The organism is Proteiniborus sp. DW1, from assembly GCF_900095305.1.
GTDB lineage: Bacteria > Bacillota > Clostridia > Tissierellales > Proteiniboraceae > Proteiniborus.
The window spans coordinates 1-20,277 of record NZ_FMDO01000032.1; the positions used below are offsets into that span (position 1 = coordinate 1).

Annotated in this window: 19 protein-coding genes and 1 other annotated feature; of the genes, 16 read left to right on the forward strand and 3 right to left on the reverse strand. The window is 30.4% G+C overall.

From position 1 onward, the window contains the following. The 10 genes from DW1_RS15545 to DW1_RS08305 form a co-directional block, all read left to right on the forward strand. Positions 1 to 859, forward strand: an 859-nt coding sequence (locus DW1_RS15545; RefSeq protein WP_074350147.1) for a CsxC family protein, incomplete at its 5' end; no start/stop codon positions are given. Between the two features lie 147 nt (positions 860 to 1,006). Beyond that, positions 1,007 to 1,837, forward strand: a complete 831-nt coding sequence (locus tag DW1_RS08265) for a CsxC family protein (RefSeq protein WP_278335734.1) — start codon at positions 1,007 to 1,009, stop codon at positions 1,835 to 1,837. Between the two features lie 245 nt (positions 1,838 to 2,082). After that, positions 2,083 to 2,326, forward strand: a binding site (T-box leader). Positions 2,327 to 2,404: 78 nt separating this feature from the next. Then, the gene (gene asnS, locus DW1_RS08270) at positions 2,405 to 3,796 is read left to right on the forward strand and encodes an asparagine--tRNA ligase (RefSeq protein WP_074350148.1); all 1,392 of its coding nucleotides are present in this window, start codon (positions 2,405 to 2,407) and stop codon (positions 3,794 to 3,796) included. Between the two features lie 79 nt (positions 3,797 to 3,875). Beyond that, on the forward strand, positions 3,876 to 4,373 hold the full coding sequence (locus DW1_RS08275) for an SEC-C metal-binding domain-containing protein (RefSeq protein WP_074350149.1): 498 nt from the start codon (positions 3,876 to 3,878) through the stop codon (positions 4,371 to 4,373). A gap of 51 nt (positions 4,374 to 4,424) precedes the next feature. Then, the gene (locus DW1_RS08280) at positions 4,425 to 4,961 is read left to right on the forward strand and encodes a TDE2712 family protein (RefSeq protein ID WP_074350150.1); all 537 of its coding nucleotides are present in this window, start codon (positions 4,425 to 4,427) and stop codon (positions 4,959 to 4,961) included. 189 nt (positions 4,962 to 5,150) lie between these two features. After that, entirely contained in the window at positions 5,151 to 6,236 is a 1,086-nt protein-coding gene (locus DW1_RS08285) for a PfkB family carbohydrate kinase (protein ID WP_074350151.1), read from the forward strand. 1 nt (position 6,237) lies between these two features. Next, positions 6,238 to 7,152, forward strand: a complete 915-nt coding sequence (locus DW1_RS08290) for a pseudouridine-5'-phosphate glycosidase (protein WP_074350152.1) — start codon at positions 6,238 to 6,240, stop codon at positions 7,150 to 7,152. Between the two features lie 276 nt (positions 7,153 to 7,428). Continuing rightward, complete coding sequence (locus DW1_RS08295; protein ID WP_074350153.1) at positions 7,429 to 9,039, forward strand: S-layer homology domain-containing protein; 1,611 nt, start codon at positions 7,429 to 7,431, stop codon at positions 9,037 to 9,039. A 206-nt stretch (positions 9,040 to 9,245) separates the two neighbouring features. Then, entirely contained in the window at positions 9,246 to 10,202 is a 957-nt protein-coding gene (locus DW1_RS08300; RefSeq protein WP_074350154.1) for an L-threonine 3-dehydrogenase, read from the forward strand. A 273-nt stretch (positions 10,203 to 10,475) separates the two neighbouring features. Continuing rightward, positions 10,476 to 11,540 (forward strand): glucose-1-phosphate thymidylyltransferase, encoded by a 1,065-nt coding sequence (locus DW1_RS08305; RefSeq protein ID WP_074350155.1) that lies wholly within the window; start codon positions 10,476 to 10,478, stop codon positions 11,538 to 11,540. A gap of 184 nt (positions 11,541 to 11,724) precedes the next feature. Here DW1_RS08305 and DW1_RS08310 read toward each other — a convergent pair whose 3' ends face one another. Then, the gene (locus DW1_RS08310) at positions 11,725 to 12,534 is read right to left on the reverse strand and encodes a glycosyltransferase family 2 protein (RefSeq protein WP_083605592.1); all 810 of its coding nucleotides are present in this window, start codon (positions 12,532 to 12,534) and stop codon (positions 11,725 to 11,727) included. 191 nt (positions 12,535 to 12,725) lie between these two features. Between DW1_RS08310 and DW1_RS08315 the strand changes: the two genes are divergently transcribed. The 6 genes from DW1_RS08315 to DW1_RS08340 all read left to right on the forward strand — a co-directional run bounded on the left by DW1_RS08315 (position 12,726) and on the right by DW1_RS08340 (position 18,412). Then, a complete protein-coding gene (locus tag DW1_RS08315) occupies positions 12,726 to 14,021 on the forward strand; it encodes a glycosyltransferase family 4 protein (RefSeq protein ID WP_074350156.1) in 1,296 nt (431 codons plus the stop codon). Between the two features lie 31 nt (positions 14,022 to 14,052). After that, complete coding sequence (locus tag DW1_RS08320; RefSeq protein ID WP_074350157.1) at positions 14,053 to 14,574, forward strand: protein kinase family protein; 522 nt, start codon at positions 14,053 to 14,055, stop codon at positions 14,572 to 14,574. Between the two features lie 17 nt (positions 14,575 to 14,591). Next, positions 14,592 to 15,086: a protein kinase family protein gene (locus tag DW1_RS08325; RefSeq protein ID WP_074350158.1), complete on the forward strand. Its 495-nt coding sequence runs from the start codon at positions 14,592 to 14,594 to the stop codon at positions 15,084 to 15,086. Between the two features lie 47 nt (positions 15,087 to 15,133). Then, on the forward strand, positions 15,134 to 15,940 hold the full coding sequence (locus DW1_RS08330; protein WP_074350159.1) for a hypothetical protein: 807 nt from the start codon (positions 15,134 to 15,136) through the stop codon (positions 15,938 to 15,940). Between the two features lie 164 nt (positions 15,941 to 16,104). Next, positions 16,105 to 17,430 carry a nucleotide sugar dehydrogenase gene (locus DW1_RS08335; protein ID WP_074350160.1) on the forward strand — a complete coding sequence of 442 codons (1,326 nt, stop codon included), beginning with the start codon at positions 16,105 to 16,107 and terminating at the stop codon, positions 17,428 to 17,430. Between the two features lie 4 nt (positions 17,431 to 17,434). Beyond that, positions 17,435 to 18,412 carry an SDR family oxidoreductase gene (locus DW1_RS08340; protein ID WP_143474388.1) on the forward strand — a complete coding sequence of 326 codons (978 nt, stop codon included), beginning with the start codon at positions 17,435 to 17,437 and terminating at the stop codon, positions 18,410 to 18,412. A gap of 69 nt (positions 18,413 to 18,481) precedes the next feature. On the opposite strand, the gene DW1_RS08345 is transcribed toward DW1_RS08340, so the two are convergent. Both DW1_RS08345 and DW1_RS08350 read right to left on the reverse strand, forming a co-directional pair. Continuing rightward, positions 18,482 to 19,273: a glycosyltransferase family 2 protein gene (locus DW1_RS08345; protein WP_083605593.1), complete on the reverse strand. Its 792-nt coding sequence runs from the start codon at positions 19,271 to 19,273 to the stop codon at positions 18,482 to 18,484. A 142-nt stretch (positions 19,274 to 19,415) separates the two neighbouring features. Further along, positions 19,416 to 20,249 (reverse strand): glycosyltransferase family 2 protein, encoded by an 834-nt coding sequence (locus DW1_RS08350; RefSeq protein WP_083605594.1) that lies wholly within the window; start codon positions 20,247 to 20,249, stop codon positions 19,416 to 19,418. Between the last annotated feature and the right edge of the window lie 28 nt (positions 20,250 to 20,277).

Here is a 20,277-nt window from a genome sequence, read left to right on the forward strand (position 1 = left end):
TGAAAGAATGGTAAATGTAAAGGCAGAATATCCAGAGGTTAATAAGATTATATATGAAAATCCCAAGCCTATACATAATGAAGAGGATGTTATTCATGAAATCATTATGGAACAAAAAAAAGTAAAAAGTGAAGAAGAAACTATAGTGAATTGTCCAAATGAAGAGGTTGAAGTAACAGCAATAACATCCGGTGCAATAGCTAAAATCCCAGTAGTTCTTGCCACCTTCACACTCAGAATTAATTTAAGTTCCTTAATTGAGTTTTCAGAGCCCATATTTCAAATAAAAGAAATAAATAAAAAAGTGAATATTAGTCAGTGTACTTTAGTTCAAGGCACAAGTACAGTTTTTATAAAAGGCTTCATAAAAAAAGATATAAGTTATTACACAGGTTCATCTACAAAAGAGGGTGTGGTATACGGAGAAGTTGAGAAATTAACAGCAGAGATACCATTTAAATGTACAACTCTTTTTAGTTATAATATTATGAAACCAGAGGAGATAAAGAAAAGCACTACAGAAGAATTTAAGTATGCTATTAATAATGAAAGTATAAGTGATGATAATGATTATGGGGTTGAAGCTGAAACCATAGAAGATTTCATATATGGAGATTCTAGTTATATTAACCAAGTGGTAACTGAGTATTACAATGAGGCACCATACTGCGAGGTTGTGTGTAGCAAAATAGTTGAGACAGAAAAAATAATAGTAAATAGAGAAAGAGATAAAGATATAGAACAAGTACAAAAGCTCCATGCAATAGAAGGAGAGGGAGTATTATATATTACGATAAGGATTTTACAAAAGAAATTAGTATCTATACCGAAGATACTAGAAAAGAAGAACTTGACCTAATAGCATAAGTAAGAAAAGTTATAATAAGCAAAATAAATTATTTATAAAACAAATGTAACTAAAAATGGAAGCCTGAATAATATGTACTAGGAAATGAGGCGAGTGCAAAACCTCATAACCTGAAAAACTATTAAGGGAGGCAAACAAATGTCATATATGGACAATAATCTATACGGTGCAAAAGTAAGCTATGGAAAGCAAGAGACAAATAGTGTTTGTAAACCAGGAAAATCTACATGTGTTGATGTTAAATCGACTACATTAGTAGATGCAGTAAATTATCCTGTAGATTTAGCACCTATAAGAAGCGGTGCAGTTGCTAAAATACCAGTTGTTTTAGCACAACTTACAGTTCAGGTGAATGTAGATTCAATCAACGAATTGCCAGAGCCAGCTATAGAAATCAAGAATATAAAGAAACATCTCAAGATTACTCAATGTCTACTATTGCAAAATACTAACATGCTATTTGTAAAAGGCTTTGTAAGAAAGAACATTGAGTATGCTACACTTGGATGTTCAAATTCTAAAGGAATATGTGGAGATATAAAACATTGCACGATAGACGTTCCATTTAAATTCACAACACCAATCCAATACAATGGAATAGCACCAGCTCCTGTTAAATTTAGAAATGAGTCTGAATTCGAGTACTTCAGAGAAAGAGAAATATTTGGACCAGATTTTGCAGATAAAGATAAATTACTATCTGGTGACTTATCTGAATTTAATCAAGTTACAACTGAATACTTCAACGAATTACCTTTCTGCGAGTTAATCAGCAGTAGAATAGTAGAATTTGATGAGTATCTAAATCCGGCTAAACCTTACAAAGATAAAGTTCCATTTGAAGAGAGAGTATTCAATCGCTTCGAGGAAAAAATGGTAATCTATATCACACTAAAAGTATTGCAAAAACGCCAGGTAGCCATCGGGGCAGTAGGCGGCACTACATGCCCACGTGACTACGATGAATAGTATTAAGTAAATATTGCAGTGCTGTAGGAAACATCTGGGTTTAAAACCCAGGTGTTTTTTTATATCAAGGTACAAAAGCTTTTCAATATTACTATATGCAAACTATCTAATAATGTGAATGAAAAAATAATAAAATGTAAATAATTTAATAGACAGTATTAAATTAAAATTCTTGGTGAAAAATAAATTAAATATTGTTTGACAAAAGAACTATTTAATATTATAATACTGGTAAATAAAACAAATTAAAGACTATGAAGAGAAGAGTAGGTATAGAAGGTAGTTATAGAGAGCTGGCTATGGTGGAATGTCGGTACGAAATCTATATTGAAGAACATCTCAGAGTCTCTAACCGAAATCTTATGAAAGTAGACTTAGACGGATTCGCACCGTTATTAGCGAGCAGTATTAAATTAGTACTGTTATTGAGTTGGTCATTTTATATGACAATTAGGGTGGTACCGCGAAATATAGCCTTTCGTCCCTTTATAGGGAGGATAGGCTTTTTTATTTGCTTTTATTTCAATGATTAAATTTATATAAAATTAAATAGAAGGAGGAATATTTATGACTTTTACTTTAGTGAGGGATATTTATAGAAATCAACAAGAGTACTTAGGAAAAACAATTAAAGTCGCTGGATGGGTAAGAACTATCAGAAGTTCAAAATCCTTTGGGTTTATTGAAATAAACGATGGTAGCTTTTTTAAGAACATCCAAATAGTATATGATGAAGCTCTGGCTAACTTCGAAGAGGTATCTAAATTCTCAATAAGCTCAGCTTTAATAATTGAAGGTACTTTAATTGAAACACCTAATGCGAAGCAACCCTTTGAAATCAAAGCTGAGAAAATAGAGCTTGAGGGTAAATCTAGTTCAGAGTTTCCATTGCAAAAGAAAAGACACAGCATGGAGTACTTAAGAACTATTGCACATCTAAGACCAAGAAGTAATACTTTTTCAGCAGTATTTCGAGTAAGGTCTCTAGCAGCTTATGCTATTCATAAGTTTTTCCAGGATAGAGGATTTGTTTATGTTCATACTCCTATTATTACAGGAAGTGATGCTGAAGGAGCAGGAGAAATGTTTAGGGTTTCTACACTAGACTTGTTAAATGTACCTAAGGACAAGGAAGGAAAAGTAGATTTTTCAGAAGATTTTTTTGGCAAAGAAACAAGTTTAACGGTAAGTGGTCAGCTTGAAGCCGAGACTTTTGCTCTAGCATTTAGAAATGTATATACTTTTGGTCCAACTTTTAGAGCTGAGAATTCAAATACTGCAAGACATGCTGCTGAGTTCTGGATGATAGAGCCTGAAATTGCATTTGCAGATTTAAAAGATGATATGGAATTAGCTGAAGATATGTTAAAATATATTATAAAATATGTTATGGAAAATGCACCTGAAGAAATGGAATTCTTTAACTCATTTATAGATAAAGGACTAATTGATAGATTAAATAACATAGTAAATTCAGAGTTTGGAAGTGTAACTTATACAGAAGCTATCGAAATACTATCAAAGGTTAAAGACAGATTCGAATATCCTGTTGAGTGGGGATGTGACCTACAAACAGAGCATGAAAGATATTTAACAGAAGAAGTATTTAAAAAGCCAGTATTTGTAACAGACTATCCAAAAGATATCAAGGCTTTCTATATGAGATTAAATGATGATAACAAAACTGTTGCGGCCATGGACTTATTAGTTCCTGGTATCGGAGAGATAATTGGAGGAAGCCAAAGAGAAGAAAGACTAGAGATTTTAGAAAAAAGAATGGAAGAGATGGGACTAGACAAAGAAGATTATTGGTGGTATTTAGAACTAAGAAAATACGGTGGAACTAAACATGCTGGCTTTGGGTTGGGATTTGAAAGAGCTATTATGTATATGACAGGAATGAGCAACATAAGAGATGTGATTCCTTTCCCTAGAACAGTAGGTTCAGCAGAGTTTTAATTTTATAAAAATATATGTTTATGGTACTAGTTTTTATCAACTAGTACCATAATTCAAACTTTTTGAGGAGGGAAATGATATGAGTTTATACAAACAGTGGACAGATGTGGCTTATGAAGAAAGAGATCAAAAAGAATATAATAAGTTTTGGGAAGTATATTTGGAAAAAGAAAAGAATGTATATGCAAGTATATTAGGAAGTAAAGAAAATGTGTTTCAAGGAAAACTAAAAGAACTGGCCGAAAGATTTAGCTTAGACGCTGTTACATTCACAGGATTTCTAGATGGTATCAATACTAGCTTAGTAAATTCAATTGATTTAGAAAATCTAGAAGAAGAAAGTGAGATTAAACTAGAGATTGACTTTGAAAAATTATATTTTAATATGCTAAATGCAAAAGCTCCTTGGCTATATGAACTACCTCAGTGGGACGATATATTAACGAAAGAAAAAAGAAAAGAAATAACTAAAGAGTATAGAAGCTCCAAAACAGTAGTTAAAGATAAAAAAATCGGAAGAAATGACCCATGTCCATGCGGAAGTGGAAAAAAATACAAAAAATGTTGTGGACAATAATGCTACTTAGGCAATAAGGTGTAACCAACAAAAGAACTGGAGGATTATAAAATGGTACAAAGAATAAAAGTTAATTTTGATACAGTAGAAGCAATGTTGTTTTTTTGGCAAACAACAAATGACAGAGAAAAAGTTACTGAAAAATATTTAAATGATGTTGCAGATATGGAAGGTCTTAAACTAATATATGATGAAGAGTTTGATGGAGAATCAGTTAGACGAGCTATGAGTGCAGTGTCTAATAGAGAACCATTTCAAAGTAAAAGTAAAAAGGAAGGAAGATTTTGGAACAACAACCTTTGGATGCTAGAAGATTTAGAGTACACTAACTCAATGTTACAACCAATAAAGAAACTAAATTTAGACACTATAATAGATGAAATAAACTCACTTAAAGTGAGCAAGAATTTTGAAACTATAGAAGTATTTTTTGTACCCTTCCATACAGATGAGTACATTATATTAGATAACAAATTAATAATAAATTTCTTTAGAGTAAGACCAGATTTTGCTAGCGAGAAAACTTATATTGGTGAACTGGAGATTACTGACTTTATAAAAGAAAAGATAATTGAACTTTTAAATTAATCATAAAATAATGATATTCAAAATGGTTATTTTATAGATAGAGAACATAATTTAAAACTTTTGTTTAATAATAAAAGTAGCAATTTAAAATAGTTGCTACTTTTTTAATTTTTTCTTGCATATAAAATAGCATTTTGGTATACTAATAATAAACAAAAGTTTATAAAATAAACAAGAGTTGGTGATGATATGACCCTAAGGGAAAAGGAAATACTTTCTTTGATAAGAGCTAACCCAATGATAAGTCAACAGGAAATTGCAAGACTTCTTGGTATTACTAGATCATCTGTCGCAGTTCATATTAGCAATTTAATTAAAAAGGGGTATGTCAAGGGGAAAGGATATGTTTTAAATGAAGAAAATTATGTAACAGTTATTGGCGGAGCAAATGTTGATATCCAAGGATTTTCTCTAGATAAGTTAAAGCTAAATGATTCAAATCCTGGGAAAGTTAAAGTTTCCGCAGGGGGAGTTGGTAGAAACATTGCAGAAAACCTATCTAGGCTAGGCATCAAGACAAAGTTAATAACTGCAGTTGGAGATGATTTATATGGAGAAAAGATATCAAATGAATGCAGGATTGCAGGTATTGATATTGATCATTGTCTAGTTTTAAAGAGCATGCCCTCATCTACTTACTTATCCGTTTTAGATGAAAATGGCGATATGAAGGTAGCTATATCTGACATGGATACAATTGACTATCTGAATATTGATTTTTTAAAGACAAAATCTTTAATTATTGAAAATTCTTCTGCTATAGTAATTGATACAAATCTTTCACTGGAAGTAATAGAGTATCTCTTAAGCAATTTTAAACATAAGATTTTCTTTGTTGATACAGTGTCTACTACAAAAGCTAGGAAAGTTAAAGAATTAATTGGCTATTTTCATACAATTAAACCTAATATTTACGAAACAGAAGAATTAACAGGAGTTAAAATAACAAGTGACCATGATTTAGAAGTAGCAGCAGAAGTTTTTTTGAAAAAGGGATTGAGGAGAGTATTTATCACTTTGGGAGAAAGAGGAGTATTCTATAAAGATGAGTTGACGAAAAAGTTCGTTAAACCCCCAGCAGTAAAAGTAGTAAATGCTACTGGTGCAGGAGATGCATTTATGGCTGGTCTTGTTTATAGTTATATTAATGACTTGAATTTAGACGATACTATACAATTTTCAATGTATGCTTCAGAGATGGCACTAAGCCATGAAAACACAATTAACCCAAACATATCAGTTGATAGTATATATAATAAAATGAGGAGTGAATAAAATGTTAAGTAGTTATTTGAAAGTAAAGCCAGAAATTGAAGAGGCTCTTAAAAAAGGTAAACCAGTAGTTGCTTTAGAATCAACAATTATTTCTCATGGTATGCCCTATCCTGAGAATATAAAAATGGCTAAAGAAGTTGAGAGAATAGTAAGAGAAAATGGTGCAGTACCAGCAACTATTGCAATATTAAATGGTGTTTTAACAGTTGGATTAAATGAAGAAGAGTTAGAGCTATTAGGAAATAGTGAAGGAGTTTTAAAGGCGAGTAGAAGAGATTTGCCTTTTATAGTTGCTAAAGAATTAAATGGAGCTACAACCGTAGCTGCTACTATGATAATAGCAGCAATGGCTGGAATAAAAGTATTTGCTACAGGTGGAACTGGTGGTGTTCATAGACATGCTCAAGAAACTTTTGATATTTCAGCTGATTTACAGGAACTAGCCAATACAAATGTTGCAGTTGTATGTGCAGGAGCTAAATCCATATTAGATATAGGACTTACATTAGAGTATCTAGAAACCCAAGGTGTACCAGTTGTAGGATTTGGAACTGACGAATTTCCTGCTTTTTATACTAGAAAAAGTGGTTTTAAGGTAGATTATAGAGTGGACTCTGAAGTGGAGTTAGCAAAAGCATTAAAAGCAAAATGGGATATGGGACTAAAAGGTGGTTTAGTTGTAGGTAATCCAATACCTTATGAATATGAGATGAACTATGATGATATAAACAATGCTATAACTGAGGCACTAGTAGAAGCTGATAAAAAAGGCATAAAAGGTAAAGAAGCAACTCCTTTTTTACTTTCTAAAGTAAAGGAAATAACAAAAGGTAAAAGTCTAGAGTCAAATATTCAACTAGTATATAACAATGCTAAGCTAGCAGCTAAGTTAGCATTAGAGTTAAGCAGATTATAGTTATTTATAATCCATAATATAAAATCAGTAAGTTTAATTATTTTATATACTAATAATGATAGAATTATGGCCGTATATTGTGGCTCAACCCAAGCCTTTGGCATACAATTAGATAGAGTTGTTGCTAGGATACTACGATGAATTATTCAACTAACAATGTGACTCATTGCATATACGTTAAATACATATGTGTAATGAGTCTATTATTTTAGTTTACATAATTTGTACATTGAACTTCCAAAAGAATTCCTGTAAGGTATATGAGGGAGGGATTCTATGAGAAATAAAAAGAAGTTATTTATTTCAATATTTCTAGTTATAACTATGGTCTTATCAATATTTTTAGTGAAGCCAGAAGAGGGACAAGCAGATAGCAAATTTAATATGACATATCTATATTTTGGAGATGTGAATAATCAAAAGAGTTTAGTTGAGAAGACTAAAGCTTCCTTAGATGTAATCTCTCCAAATTATTTTAATATTGACAGTGATGGAAGTCTGTTATTAACAAGTTTGCTAAGTACAGAATTTATTAGTAGTATGCATTCTCAAAATATAAAAGTAGTTCCCTTTATAAGTAATCATTGGGATAGGGAATTAGGAAGAATAGCATTGAAGAATAGAGAAAAATTAGCTGATGAGATAGTAACAGCGATAAAAAAATATAATCTCGATGGAGTTAATGTAGATATTGAAAATGTTACTGAAGTTGACAGAGAAAATTATACAGATTTTGTGAGGATTTTAAGAAGTAAATTACCTGAAGGGAAAGAGTTATCAGTTGCAGTAGCAGCAAATCCAAGAGGTTTTACTAAGGGTTGGCATGGCTCATATGATTACGAAGCACTGGCAAAATATAGTGACTATCTAATGATTATGGCATATGATGAAAGCTATTATGGCAGCAAACCAGGACCTGTTGCTAGCAAAACTTTTGTAGAGAGCTCAATAAAATATGCATTAAATAGAGTTAGTCCTGATAAGATTGTTTTAGGCATCCCCTTTTTTGGTAGATACTGGAACGAGAATGAATCTGTCGGAGGACATGGAATAAGTTTAGCAAAAGCCAACTCAGTGATAAAACACTACAATAGTGATATATATTTTGATAAAGCTACAATGTCACCATATGCTACTTTTTCCATTGGTGTCAATGATACTAAGCTATTAGTCAATGGAAAGGCTCTAACTCCAGGAAAATATACAGTATGGTTTGAAAATGAGGATTCAATCAAAGACAAGCTTCAACTAGTTCATAAATACAATCTAAAGGGTACTGGTAGCTGGTCATTAGGGCAAGAGCTACCTAGCACTTGGGAATATTATAAGCTTTGGCTGAATGGTAAGTATTTTGTTGACATTGACAATAACTGGGCTAAAAATGATATACTTTCAATGGTTGGTATGGGGTGGATGAAGGGAACTTCCAATGTCAACTTTTCGCCTAGTGAAACTATTACAAGAGCTCAAGCAGCAGCTACTTTAGTTCGTGCACTAGAGTTGGAAGATACAAATGTTATCAATGGAGAAAAATTCACTGATGTTCCTTCAACTCATTGGGCAAATAAAGAAGTTCAAATAGCAGCCAAAAAAGGTATATTTGTGGGTGTAGGTAATAAAAAGTTTGCTCCAGATGAACCTGTTACCAGAGAACAAATGGCTACACTTCTAAGTAGGATTACTAACTATGGTACTGATATCAAGGAATACAAAAATCCTTTCATCGATGTAAAACCTAGTTGGTCATATGATTCAATTATGCAAATGAATTATGCAGGTGTTTTTGTTGGATTTGAGGACAAGACCTTTAGACCTAGAGTAAAAATGACAAGAGCAGAAATGGCTGCTGTATTAAATAGGGTAAAGGATTCTATTAATTTTGATTAATTGAAAAATATTATAATATAATAATCAGTTTAAAGAAAAGCTTCTCTAATTATAATGATTAGTTGGAGCTTTTTTTATTTATAACTGTGTTGTTTATTATAATATAAAAAAAGTGTAATAATTATTAATATTAAAGTTTAAACTATAATGTGATATAATAAACAAGGAGTTTAAAATCGCTTTATAACAATAATGGGGGTGGAATTATGAAAAAAATACTAGTAACTGGTGCTTTAGGGCAAATAGGTACTGAACTAGTTATGCATTTAAGAAAAAACTATGGAGAAGATAATGTAATCGCTAGTAGTAGAAGCAAAAAAGCAGGAGCAGAAAAGTTAATAGAATCTGGTTTATTTGAACTTGTTGATGTAAGAGATGCGCAACAGATAGCTGATGTAGTTAAGAAATATAATATCGATACAGTTATACATTTAGCAGCTGTATTATCTGCAGTTGGTGAGCAGAACCCAACTCTTACTTGGGAAATTAACATGGGTGGATTGTTTAATGTTCTTGAAGTAGCAAGAGAAACTGGAATATCTGTATTCACACCTAGCTCGATAGCAGCATTTGGACCATCTACTCCAGCAGATAACACTCCACAAGATACAATTCAAAGACCTACAACTATGTATGGTGTAACTAAGGTTTCAGGGGAACTTTTATGCGATTATTATTATCAAAAATATGGAGTTGATACTAGAGGAGTTAGGTTTCCAGGTTTAATTTCCTATGAAGCTTTGCCAGGTGGTGGAACTACAGACTATGCAGTACATATTTATTATGATGCAATAGAAAAAGGGAAGTATACAAGCTTTATAGGAGAAGGTACTTACATGGACATGATGTATATGCCTGATGCTATAGATGCTATTGTACAGCTTGCTGAAGCTGACCCTGCTAAGTTAATTCATAGAAATGCATTTAACGTAACAGCGATGAGCTTTGCGCCTGAACATATTTACGCAGAGATCAAAAAACATATTCCAAACTTTGTTATGGACTATGATGTTGATCCAATTAGACAAAGCATAGCTAATTCATGGCCTAATTCACTTGATGACAGTGCAGCTCGAGAAGAGTGGGGATGGAATCCAAAATACGATTTAGCAGCAATGACTACTGATATGTTAGAAAAATTGAGAATTAAATTAGGTAAATAATTAGAATTAAAATAAATGGAGCTATTTAAGAATACCTTATAAATAGACAGAAAAAGTCTATTTTATAAGGTATTTTTTTAACAAGAAACTTTAAGTCTATTTCAATCATTTTTTACATAAAAGTACAAATTAGAGCATTATTCTTTTAGGCATAAATGCTGTATGTCGCTATTTGACTATTACCCAGGGAATATTAGATTTATAAGTGGCATATAGCAGGCTAAATCATATAATAAAGTATTAATTATATGTTTAGTATAAGGAGGTGCATCAATGAAGGGAATAATATTATGTGGTGGTCAAGGAGCTGGATTAAGGCCTATTACTCATACCATACCTAAAGAGCTTATACCTGTTTCAAATAGACCAGTTCTTTATTATATTCTAGATTCTCTATTAAAGGCAGATATAACTGAGATAGGCATAGTCATAAGTGAGCATGAAGAAATCTTTAAAAGCTATCTAAAGGAATACGAAAAAAGAAATTTGGAATATGAATTTATTTATCAACATCAAACTCTAGGATTAGCAGATACTATTGCTATTACAGAGGATTTTGTACAAGATGATGATTTTATTGTAATTATTGGAGATAATTTTTATGAACTAAATTTAAAAGAACTAATAGATGATTTTTATAATTCAACTAGTAATTGCAGCATTTTTCTTCATAAGGTTGAAGAGCCTGAGAGTTTTAGAATTGCAGAAGTTAAAGAAAAACAAGTATTAAGTATAGAAGATAAACCTAAAAATCCTAAGAGCAATCTAGCTGTTACTGGAATTTATATTTTTGACAAAAATATTTTTAAGGGCTGCAAGGAAATAAGACCTTCATGGACAGGGGAATATGAAATTAGTGATGGGATAAAATGGTTGATAGATAATGGTTACAAGGTTACTTATAACATCTCTAGATCCTTATGGCTTGATTTAGGAACACCGAAAGATATACTGTATGCTAACCAGTATATTTTAAGTGGAATAAAAAGCAATATCAAAGGATTAGTAAATGAAAAAAGCATAATAACCGGGAATGTGTTCCTTGCCGAAAATTCTAAAATTTATAATAGTATCATAAGGGGTCCTGTAATTATAGGAAGTAATACAATTATAGAAAACAGTTATATTGGACCTTATACCTCTATTATGAACAATGTAAAAATAATTGATTGCCAGATAGAAAATAGTATCATATTAGATAAATGCTTTATAACACGAGTTATGAATATAATTGATTCTAGCATAATTGGGGAAAATACTAATATTGTTTCTCAAAACACATGTAAAAGAGCAAACTCCTTTATTTTAGGGAATGATAGTAATATAATACTTTATTGATAAACTAAGGAGAACATTTAAGTAAATCAAGGCTTAGAAGTAAGAGTTTATATGCTGCTTTTTAAAAGAGAATGGCGAAAATAATTAGGGAGATGTAAGTTAATTTTAAATAAACATCTCCCATTAATATTTCAACCTCTGCTCATTGTTATTTAACAATATAAGGCATCTTCTAAAGAATATATTATATAGGCAGAGTCTTAATTCTATTTGCATAGGATATATAATCTTTAGTCTTCATAATAGGCTTACAGAATTTTTCAAGCAAAAATTTATCACTAACCTTCCAAGTATGAGATGACCTAGATTTTCTTCTAATATAGACATGATGGTACATATCAGAGGAGTAAATCCTAATCCCCTTCTTTAAGCAGCTTCTACAAAACTGTGTATCTTCTCCAATAGATATATTTGCGAATTTTACTTCTTTAAAAATGCTTTTCTTAAACATAAGAGTAGAACCATTAACAAAGTTAACATATCTATTTTCTCTATTTGGATCTCTAATTGCCAGTAGTTCTGACTGTTGAAAGTAAACTAAATGAGATGACTTACCTATGACATCAGCTCCTGTCTGCTTAAAAACTTCTATTGAACTTGAAAGATACTTAGGTCCATAATAATCATCATCATCAAATTTGGCAACTAATTCGTATTTGGAAATATTTACTGCAAAATTTAAACAGTAACCTAAGGACATCCTCTCATCAATACTATGAATTTTTACATTGCTGTAAGTCTTTGCCTTAGATTTGTATTTTTCAACATTCAATCTGTTTTTATTTAATATGATAATCAGTTCTTTATTTTCAAGAATTTGCCTATCATAATTTTCAAAAATATTATCTATGAATAACTCATTATTTGTAACAGTAATTACTGAGAAGCCTTGTTTTTTTACTTTTTCATGATTATTTTTTATTGGTTTATTTATCTTTTTTATAGTCTTATTTACCGGATTTTTGTGTCTATAATACTCAAGATTAGTATACATGGAATCTCTATACTCCTTTTGATTTATTACATTTTAATATTAAGATACAAGTTTTTTTACTTACTTTATGTTATTCTAGTGGAATCTTTTTTGTTATATATCTTTTTTCTTTAGAACACCTGTTGAATATTTACATATAATTATTATGAGACAAATATAGATACTAGTATTTTGTACAAGGTGGGATATGCTTGAATAGTAAACCAGAAAAAAATCCAGTAAATAAGTCTATTACAGATGTTTTGAATAAGAAATCGACAACTAAAAAAGGTAGACTTTCCATTATTTTAGTTACTTATGAGTATCCAACTGATGAGAGGCGAACACCTGGAGGGGGAATTGGTACAGTCTATTATGAGTTAGCCAATGGGTTGTCAAGCATTGGCCATGATGTTAGTGTAATTACTCATACTAGAATAAAGGAAACCAGCTATTTTGAAAATGGAGTTCATGTATATAAGATATTTCCAATGTACTATCAGTCAGAAGAACATGCAAAATTTAAGAGGCCCACACTTAAATCATTATACTGGAGTAATGCTGTATCAAAAAAGCTAATTTCCATTTTGAATGAAAAAAAAATTGATATTATACAATTTCCAGAATTAGATGGGCAAGGATATTGCTTCCTGAAGGATATAAAGGAACAACCTGTAAGCAATTACAATGAGAATAAATTTATAACAATAATACGGCTACACAGTTTCACTAAATATTACAGAAAAGCTAAAAATATTCTTTCTGTAGTAGATCATCAAAGACTAGAATTAGAAAAAGCTGCACTTCAAAACTGTGATTTAGTTATTTCGTCATGTCATGCAACGGCTAAGGCAGCAAAAAAGTATATGAATCTTAAAAGTTTGGAATATGAGATAATACCGAATTCTATTGACTCTTGCTTCTTTAGACCTAATAAAAGAAAAACTGAAGATGATTCTAAGGAAAATTTTGTGTTTGGTTATGTAGGTAAAATAAGACATGCAAAGGGTGTAGACAATATAATAAAAGCATTTTCAGTTATTGCTGCGGAAAATGATAAGGTAGAATTAATATTAATTGGTAGAGAACGTGAGTATGCATATAGTTTAATTAAATCATTAGATGAAGAAATTAAAGAAAGAATCAAAGTAATCGGGCAAATTCCAAGAGAAGAATTAGTCGAATATTATAAGAAATTTGACTGCTTTATTCTTGCTTCAAGATATGAGAGCTTTCCTAACACCCTTTTAGAGGCAATGTCTTGTGGTGTACCCATTATAGCAAGCAATGTAGGTTGTGTTAAAGAGATCATTGGAGAGAGTTCAAATATTATTTTTAATCCTGAGAATGTTGAGCAACTAATTAAAGCAATGAAGACAATGCTGAAAAAACCGTATATCAGAGAACAAGCTGCTTCCTATAATAGAAAGAGCGTCGAATCAAACTACTCAAGGAAAAAAATAGCTAAAAAATATGTCAAATTATATCAAAAAGTTCTAAGAAAGTAGTTTTTAATATCTTATAAAGGAGAAAATTAATGTGGAGAAAGAAAAAAAGCTGCAGAGTATGATATTAAAAAAATATGATTTCAAAATTCAAGACATTTCTTTAGAAAGAAATAAGGGTAGAGAAATATGGATGGCAGCCACAGAAAAAAGAAATTTGATTCTTAAGAAGTTTTGTAGACATGAAGCAAGGACAAAATTTATCATGACTGGGATGGAACATCTGAGAAAAAATGGCATAAATATTCCGGAAATCTACACTAATATTGATAATAAACCTTATACTGTTTTTAAAGGCGACTGTTATATACTAATGGAAGTGATTAATGGCAGACCACCTCGCTACAATAACATGGATGATTTAAAAGCTATAGTTAATGAGTTAGGTAGATTTCATATTGCTTCAAAGGGCTTCGTACCCCCAGCTGAAAGTGATGTTATCGACTTACTAGGAAAATGGCCTAGTATGATGACAAATGGTCTGAAAATCCTGTACAATGCATATAAAATTGGGAAAAATGAAAAAAACACCCTGAATTTAGAACTATTATTTTGAGAGAAATACCCTATCTAATGAAAAGAACCAAGCAACTTATATTAGCTATAAAAGCATCTAAATATGCAGCATGGGTGGAAAAGGCTAAGAAAAAAGGTTCATTATGCCATTTAGATTATGCTAGATATAATATAAGAATATGTTCTAATAATAGAGTTTATATATTTGATTATGACACATTGGCTATGGAACTACCAGTTTTAGATATTAGAAAGTTGATCTATCATATTTATTATACAAATCTATATGATAAAGATACAATCAAAAAAATCATATCTTGGTATCAACAGTGTAATCCCTTAACTAAAGAAGAATGGCTAGTAGCAAGACTCATTTTTTTATATCCCATTGAAGCGATTAATTTGTTTGAAAAGTATATAAAGATGAGCAGAGATCAAAACAAAGATAAAATTAAAAATTTGATTATTAAATCAATAGAGACTGAAAAAAAACTATATTATGAAATGAGAAATTATGATGAAATCATAAGCAAAATACTAATTGAATCATAGTACTTTCAAAAAAGTTAATTATATATTAATTTAAGGAGTTAAGTAATATGAAACCTTTATGTTTTGCAGTATTTGTATATGATGATTATAGTAAATTTATTCCTTTTTATATATATAGTATTCTAAAAAGTTATCCTGAGTATTATGTTAAGGTTTTTCTAAGAGAATCATTACCTGAAAGTGAAAGAAGGTGTATGGAGTTAATAAAAGAGGAGTTATCGTGTAATTTTGAGATTAAAGAAAATTACTATTCTGACTTTAGGTTTTCTGACACTACTATGAGAGTTTTAAGATTTTTGATTCCTTATGAGGAGTTTAAAGAATTTGAGAATGTATATATAGGGGATGTAGATTTTTTAATTGTGAGAGAAACCCCTTCTATTTTAGACGGCCATTTAAAACACTGTGAGAGAATTGGTCTTCCCTATAGCAATGAAATTCGTCCAGGAACCAAAAGACTATCTGGCTTGCATTTCTTTAAGGTAAAAGAGTATTATAGCAAGATGAACAAAATTATTGAATATTATTTAAATAATTCTGATGAATTATATAGAATAATGAATAAATTAAAAAGCAATGAGAAGTTTTTATATTATATTATTGAAAAAGAAATAGGATTTGGAAAGTTAGGTCAAGCTAGAAAGTATAGACCTCATCATGGCATACACCTAAGCTGTGAAATTGAAGGGTATTTTGAAAATAGGAAAGAAGCTTCAAAAGCAAGATATAACCGTCTCAAAAAACAGTTAAAGGAGTATTTTGCAGACCCTTTATTCTTAGAGATGATTAAAATATTACCTGTGGAGAAGATTGTGCAATTATCACATGAATTACAAAAGTATAAAGATGAATAAATAATAATTTCGAGAGCACATTAAAAAAATAATTCGACTTGGATAGTTGAAATTTATCAATTATCCAAGTTTTTTTGTACAAAGTTAGCACTGATTTTCTCAAGTTACATAATATATTACAGGAATAGCATATGCTATTAAATAATCACCTTGGAGGGAAAATAATGAGTTCTTTTAAGAGCTTATATGAAAATATAGTCAATAAGGAAACCACGATATCTGTAATTGGGTTAGGGTATGTGGGTCTTCCTCTTGCTTTAGCTTTTTCAGAAGTGACTAATGTAGTTGGTTTTGATATAGATGAAAGAAAGATTGAATGGTTAAAAAAAGGAGTAGATTTAGCAAATGAAATAGAAACTGAAAAAATAATAAAGTCCAACATTAAGTTTACTTTTGATGAAAATGATATTAAAGACTCTAACTTCTATGTAATAGCTGTTCCTACACCTGTTAATGATGATAATGTACCAGATTTGAGATATATAGTAGATGCAAGTAGAATAGTAGGAAGAAATCTAAAAGAAGGTTCTATAGTTGTATATGAATCAACTGTATATCCTGGTGCTACAGAAGAAGTTTGTGTTCCTATATTAGAAGAAGAATCAAGAATGAAATGTGGATTAGATTTTAAGATAGGGTATTCACCTGAAAGAATTAATCCAGGTGATAAAATTCATACTTTGAAAACGATTAAGAAGGTAGTTTCAGCGATGGATGATGAGTCACTTGAGATAATATCTAATATTTATAATTTAATATTGGAGTCGGAGGTATATAAGGCTGAAAGCATAAAGGTAGCTGAAGCAGCCAAGATTATAGAAAATGCACAAAGGGATGTTAATATAGCCTTTATTAACGAAGTATCCATAATGATGAATAATTTAGGCATAGATTCTAAATCAGTAATTGAAACAGCGGCAACAAAATGGAATTTTTTAAAGTTCGTACCAGGTTTAGTAGGAGGACATTGTATAGGTGTAGACCCCTATTATTTAACTTATTTATCTGAAAAGAAAGGGTATATGTCACAGGTAATACTTCCATGTAGAAGGCTGAATGAACACATGAGTGAATATGTTGTTGAAAATACTGTAAAAAGCTTAATTAAATCAGGAGCAGTAGTAAAAGGTGCTAGAGTAGGAGTATTGGGGCTTTCTTTTAAGGAAAACTGTTCAGATATAAGAAATACAAAAGTTATGGATATTATATCTAAGCTAAAAGACTTTGGCATTGAGGTACTAGTTTATGACCCAGTAGTTGATAGAGACAGAGTAAAGAGGGAATACGATATTGAATTATGTGATTTTGATGAATTAGTCAACATTAATGCTTTATTAATAGCTGTGGCACATGATGATTTTACTCGATATGACATAGTTGAATTAAAAAAGAGGTTTTCTCCTGATTATACTCCTATTCTACTAGATATAAAGAGAATATTCGAGCGAAAAACTATTGAAGAATATGGCTTTATATACTGGGGGCTATAAAAATATGGAAAATAATATTTGTTTATTTGATAAAGGCACAAGATTTTTAGTCACCGGAGGAGCAGGATTTATAGGCTCAAACATTGTCGAAAAGTTATTACGCATGGGATTAGAAGTTAAAGTATTAGACAACTTTAGTACTGGAAAAATAGAAAATATAGAACACCTACTATCTAGTCCAAAGCTTGAAATAATCGAAGGTGACATTAGAAACTTAGGTGATTGTATTAAGGCTTGCAGAAATATAGATTTTGTATTGCATAATGCTGCATTAGGCTCAGTTCCTAGATCAATATCAGATCCAAGAACTACTAATGATGTAAATATTACAGGGACTTTAAACATGCTTATTGCTTCAAGGGATAACAATGTGAGAAGGTTTGTATATGCATCATCATCGTCAGTATATGGTGACGATGAAAATCTTCCTAAAAAAGAGGAAATAGTCGGGCGTCCATTATCTCCATATGCAATAACAAAAGTAACAAATGAAATGTATGGAAAAATATTTCATAATAACTTCAAGCTATCAACTATTGGGTTAAGATATTTTAATGTTTTCGGTAAAAATCAGGATGCTAATTCTCAGTATGCAGCTGTTATTCCAAACTTTATCAAAAAAATTATGTTAGGAGAAAGACCTATTATCTGGGGAGATGGGACACAGACTAGAGATTTTACTTTTGTAGAAAATGTAGTTGAAGCAAATCTCAAAGCATGTTTGGCTAGTGATGAGGCTACTGGAAATGTATTTAATATTGCTACTGGAAATAGAGTGTCAATATTAGATTTATTAAACGAAATTTGTAATATAATAGGAGTTAAGGTATCACCAGTTTTCAAGGATTGGCGAGCTGGGGATGTAATGCATAGCTTTGCAAACATAGAAAAGGCAAAGAAATTTTTGAATTACACTCCAATCTGTGACTTTAAAACAGGCATTAGAAAAACTATTGATGGGTATTTAGAAAAGTTTAAATAGTTAGTTTATGTCAATAAGCCTAACAATTTAGACAGTTAAGTTGTTAGGCTTGTATATTTACTATGAAAATTATTTTAAAATATATTTAATGAAATCATCCGTTTTACAAACTATTGAACACTCTTTAAGCAATTCGTCTTCTGTTATTTTCCATGAATGACTAGCAATATTTTTATGTCTTATGAAGGCATAATTATATCTATCTGCAGAAAATATTTTAAAACCATTTTTTAAGCATTCTTTTTGAAAGGAGAAGTCAGCACCAGATTTCATTGTTGGAAATTTTACTTTATCAAAAACACTTTTTTTTATTACCATACTGGAATCCATAACAAATTTGACATAAGTATTTTCATATCTGGGGAATCTTATGGCCAATATCTTACTGTTACAGAAGTAAACAAATGCTGATTTTTTTCCAATAATATCTGCTTCTACTTTATTAAAAGTGTAGAGTATATCTTTAAGAAAGTTTTCTCCATAATAATCATCATCATCAAAATGAGCTATATATGAGAATTGTGCCAATGTTACAGCAAAGTTCTTACATTCAGCAAAGGTTACTGATTCATCCTTTCTTAATACTTTTACATTTGGATAACTTTTTGAGATTGACTTCCATTGATTTAAATTCATAGAGTTATTATTAAGTATAATTATTAATTCTTTGTTTTTAATATTTTGTCGATTATAATTGTCAAAAACATGTTTAATATGATTGACTCTGTTTGTAACAGTGATTATTGAAACCCCGAACTTTATTCTACTTTTTCTTTTATAAATGCTTGATCTATTTAATTTTTTATTAACTGGATTATTTAGAGTTGCTTGATTGGCCATATTCTCAGTATAGATATTCATGCAATCACCTCACAATCAATAAAGCAGTTCAGTAAATATGTTTTTAACTATATTTTTGAGTGATAGAGTCTTATTTTAATACTATGCTATGACACTATATATGTTGCAATTTTGAAGTAAAACAAAAACAGCCAATTATTAATTATCTTTGATGGCTGTTTCTGTTCTTAGAGTTTTCTATAAAACCTATATAGTCTTCTACTTCACCAATAATTATACACAACTTCTTATATAACTCATCTCTAATATTCCAAGCATGTTTATCTTTTGAGCCATGTCTAATATATACAAAGTTGTATTTATCGGTTGCATATAGCCTTATTCCATTTTTTAAACAATCCTTGCAAAATTGAATATCTTCCCCTAATGATTTATCATGAAATTTTATCTTATTAAATACTTCCTTTCTAAAAACTAAAGTTGGTCCTTCTAATCTATATACATATCTATTTTCTCTTTTTGGATTTCTAATTGCTAAAGTTTTGCTATCTTCAAAATACACATAGGTGCAGTATTTTCCTACTACATCAGCATATCTTAGGGCACTAACAGCTTGAAAGAGATAATTTGGTCCATAATAATCATCATCATCCATTTTTGCTATAATACCATAATTAGCCTTATTGACTCCAAAATTTAAGCAATATCCAAGAGATTTTTTTTCGTCAATTTGAAATATAGAAACATTGGGGAATTCCTTTGCTTTCAATTTCAGATCTTTTAGGTTCATTTTATTGTTATTTAGTATAATTATTAGTTCTTTATCTTTATATGATTGTCTATTGTAGTTTTCAAATACATTATCTAAATATCTAGGTCTGTTAGTACAGGTTATTATAGATACTCTTATGTCATCTCCCCTACTAACATGTGCTATATGCTGTTTATTTTTTAGCTTCAACCTAATTTCATATTTACTTTTATTTTTTTTATTCATATTTTGAGGACTTAAATTTTTAAATATTTTTTCTCGCATAACACTTCTCCATTAAAAAATAGTAACA

Coding starts and splice junctions, on each gene's coding strand:
- DW1_RS08305 (WP_074350155.1), top strand. CDS start 10,476: ATGAAGGGAATAATATTATGTGGTGGTCAAGGAGCTGGATTAAGGCCT.
- DW1_RS08275 (WP_074350149.1), top strand. CDS start 3,876: ATGAGTTTATACAAACAGTGGACAGATGTGGCTTATGAAGAAAGAGAT.
- DW1_RS08300 (WP_074350154.1), top strand. CDS start 9,246: ATGAAAAAAATACTAGTAACTGGTGCTTTAGGGCAAATAGGTACTGAA.
- DW1_RS08285 (WP_074350151.1), top strand. CDS start 5,151: ATGACCCTAAGGGAAAAGGAAATACTTTCTTTGATAAGAGCTAACCCA.
- DW1_RS08330 (WP_074350159.1), top strand. CDS start 15,134: ATGAAACCTTTATGTTTTGCAGTATTTGTATATGATGATTATAGTAAA.
- DW1_RS08280 (WP_074350150.1), top strand. CDS start 4,425: ATGGTACAAAGAATAAAAGTTAATTTTGATACAGTAGAAGCAATGTTG.
- DW1_RS08325 (WP_074350158.1), top strand. CDS start 14,592: ATGAAAAGAACCAAGCAACTTATATTAGCTATAAAAGCATCTAAATAT.
- DW1_RS08340 (WP_143474388.1), top strand. CDS start 17,435: ATGGAAAATAATATTTGTTTATTTGATAAAGGCACAAGATTTTTAGTC.
- DW1_RS08350 (WP_083605594.1), bottom strand. CDS start 20,249: ATGCGAGAAAAAATATTTAAAAATTTAAGTCCTCAAAATATGAATAAA.
- DW1_RS08265 (WP_278335734.1), top strand. CDS start 1,007: ATGTCATATATGGACAATAATCTATACGGTGCAAAAGTAAGCTATGGA.
- DW1_RS08310 (WP_083605592.1), bottom strand. CDS start 12,534: ATGTATACTAATCTTGAGTATTATAGACACAAAAATCCGGTAAATAAG.
- DW1_RS08290 (WP_074350152.1), top strand. CDS start 6,238: ATGTTAAGTAGTTATTTGAAAGTAAAGCCAGAAATTGAAGAGGCTCTT.
- DW1_RS08345 (WP_083605593.1), bottom strand. CDS start 19,273: ATGAATATCTATACTGAGAATATGGCCAATCAAGCAACTCTAAATAAT.
- DW1_RS08335 (WP_074350160.1), top strand. CDS start 16,105: ATGAGTTCTTTTAAGAGCTTATATGAAAATATAGTCAATAAGGAAACC.
- asnS (WP_074350148.1), top strand. CDS start 2,405: ATGACTTTTACTTTAGTGAGGGATATTTATAGAAATCAACAAGAGTAC.
- DW1_RS08295 (WP_074350153.1), top strand. CDS start 7,429: ATGAGAAATAAAAAGAAGTTATTTATTTCAATATTTCTAGTTATAACT.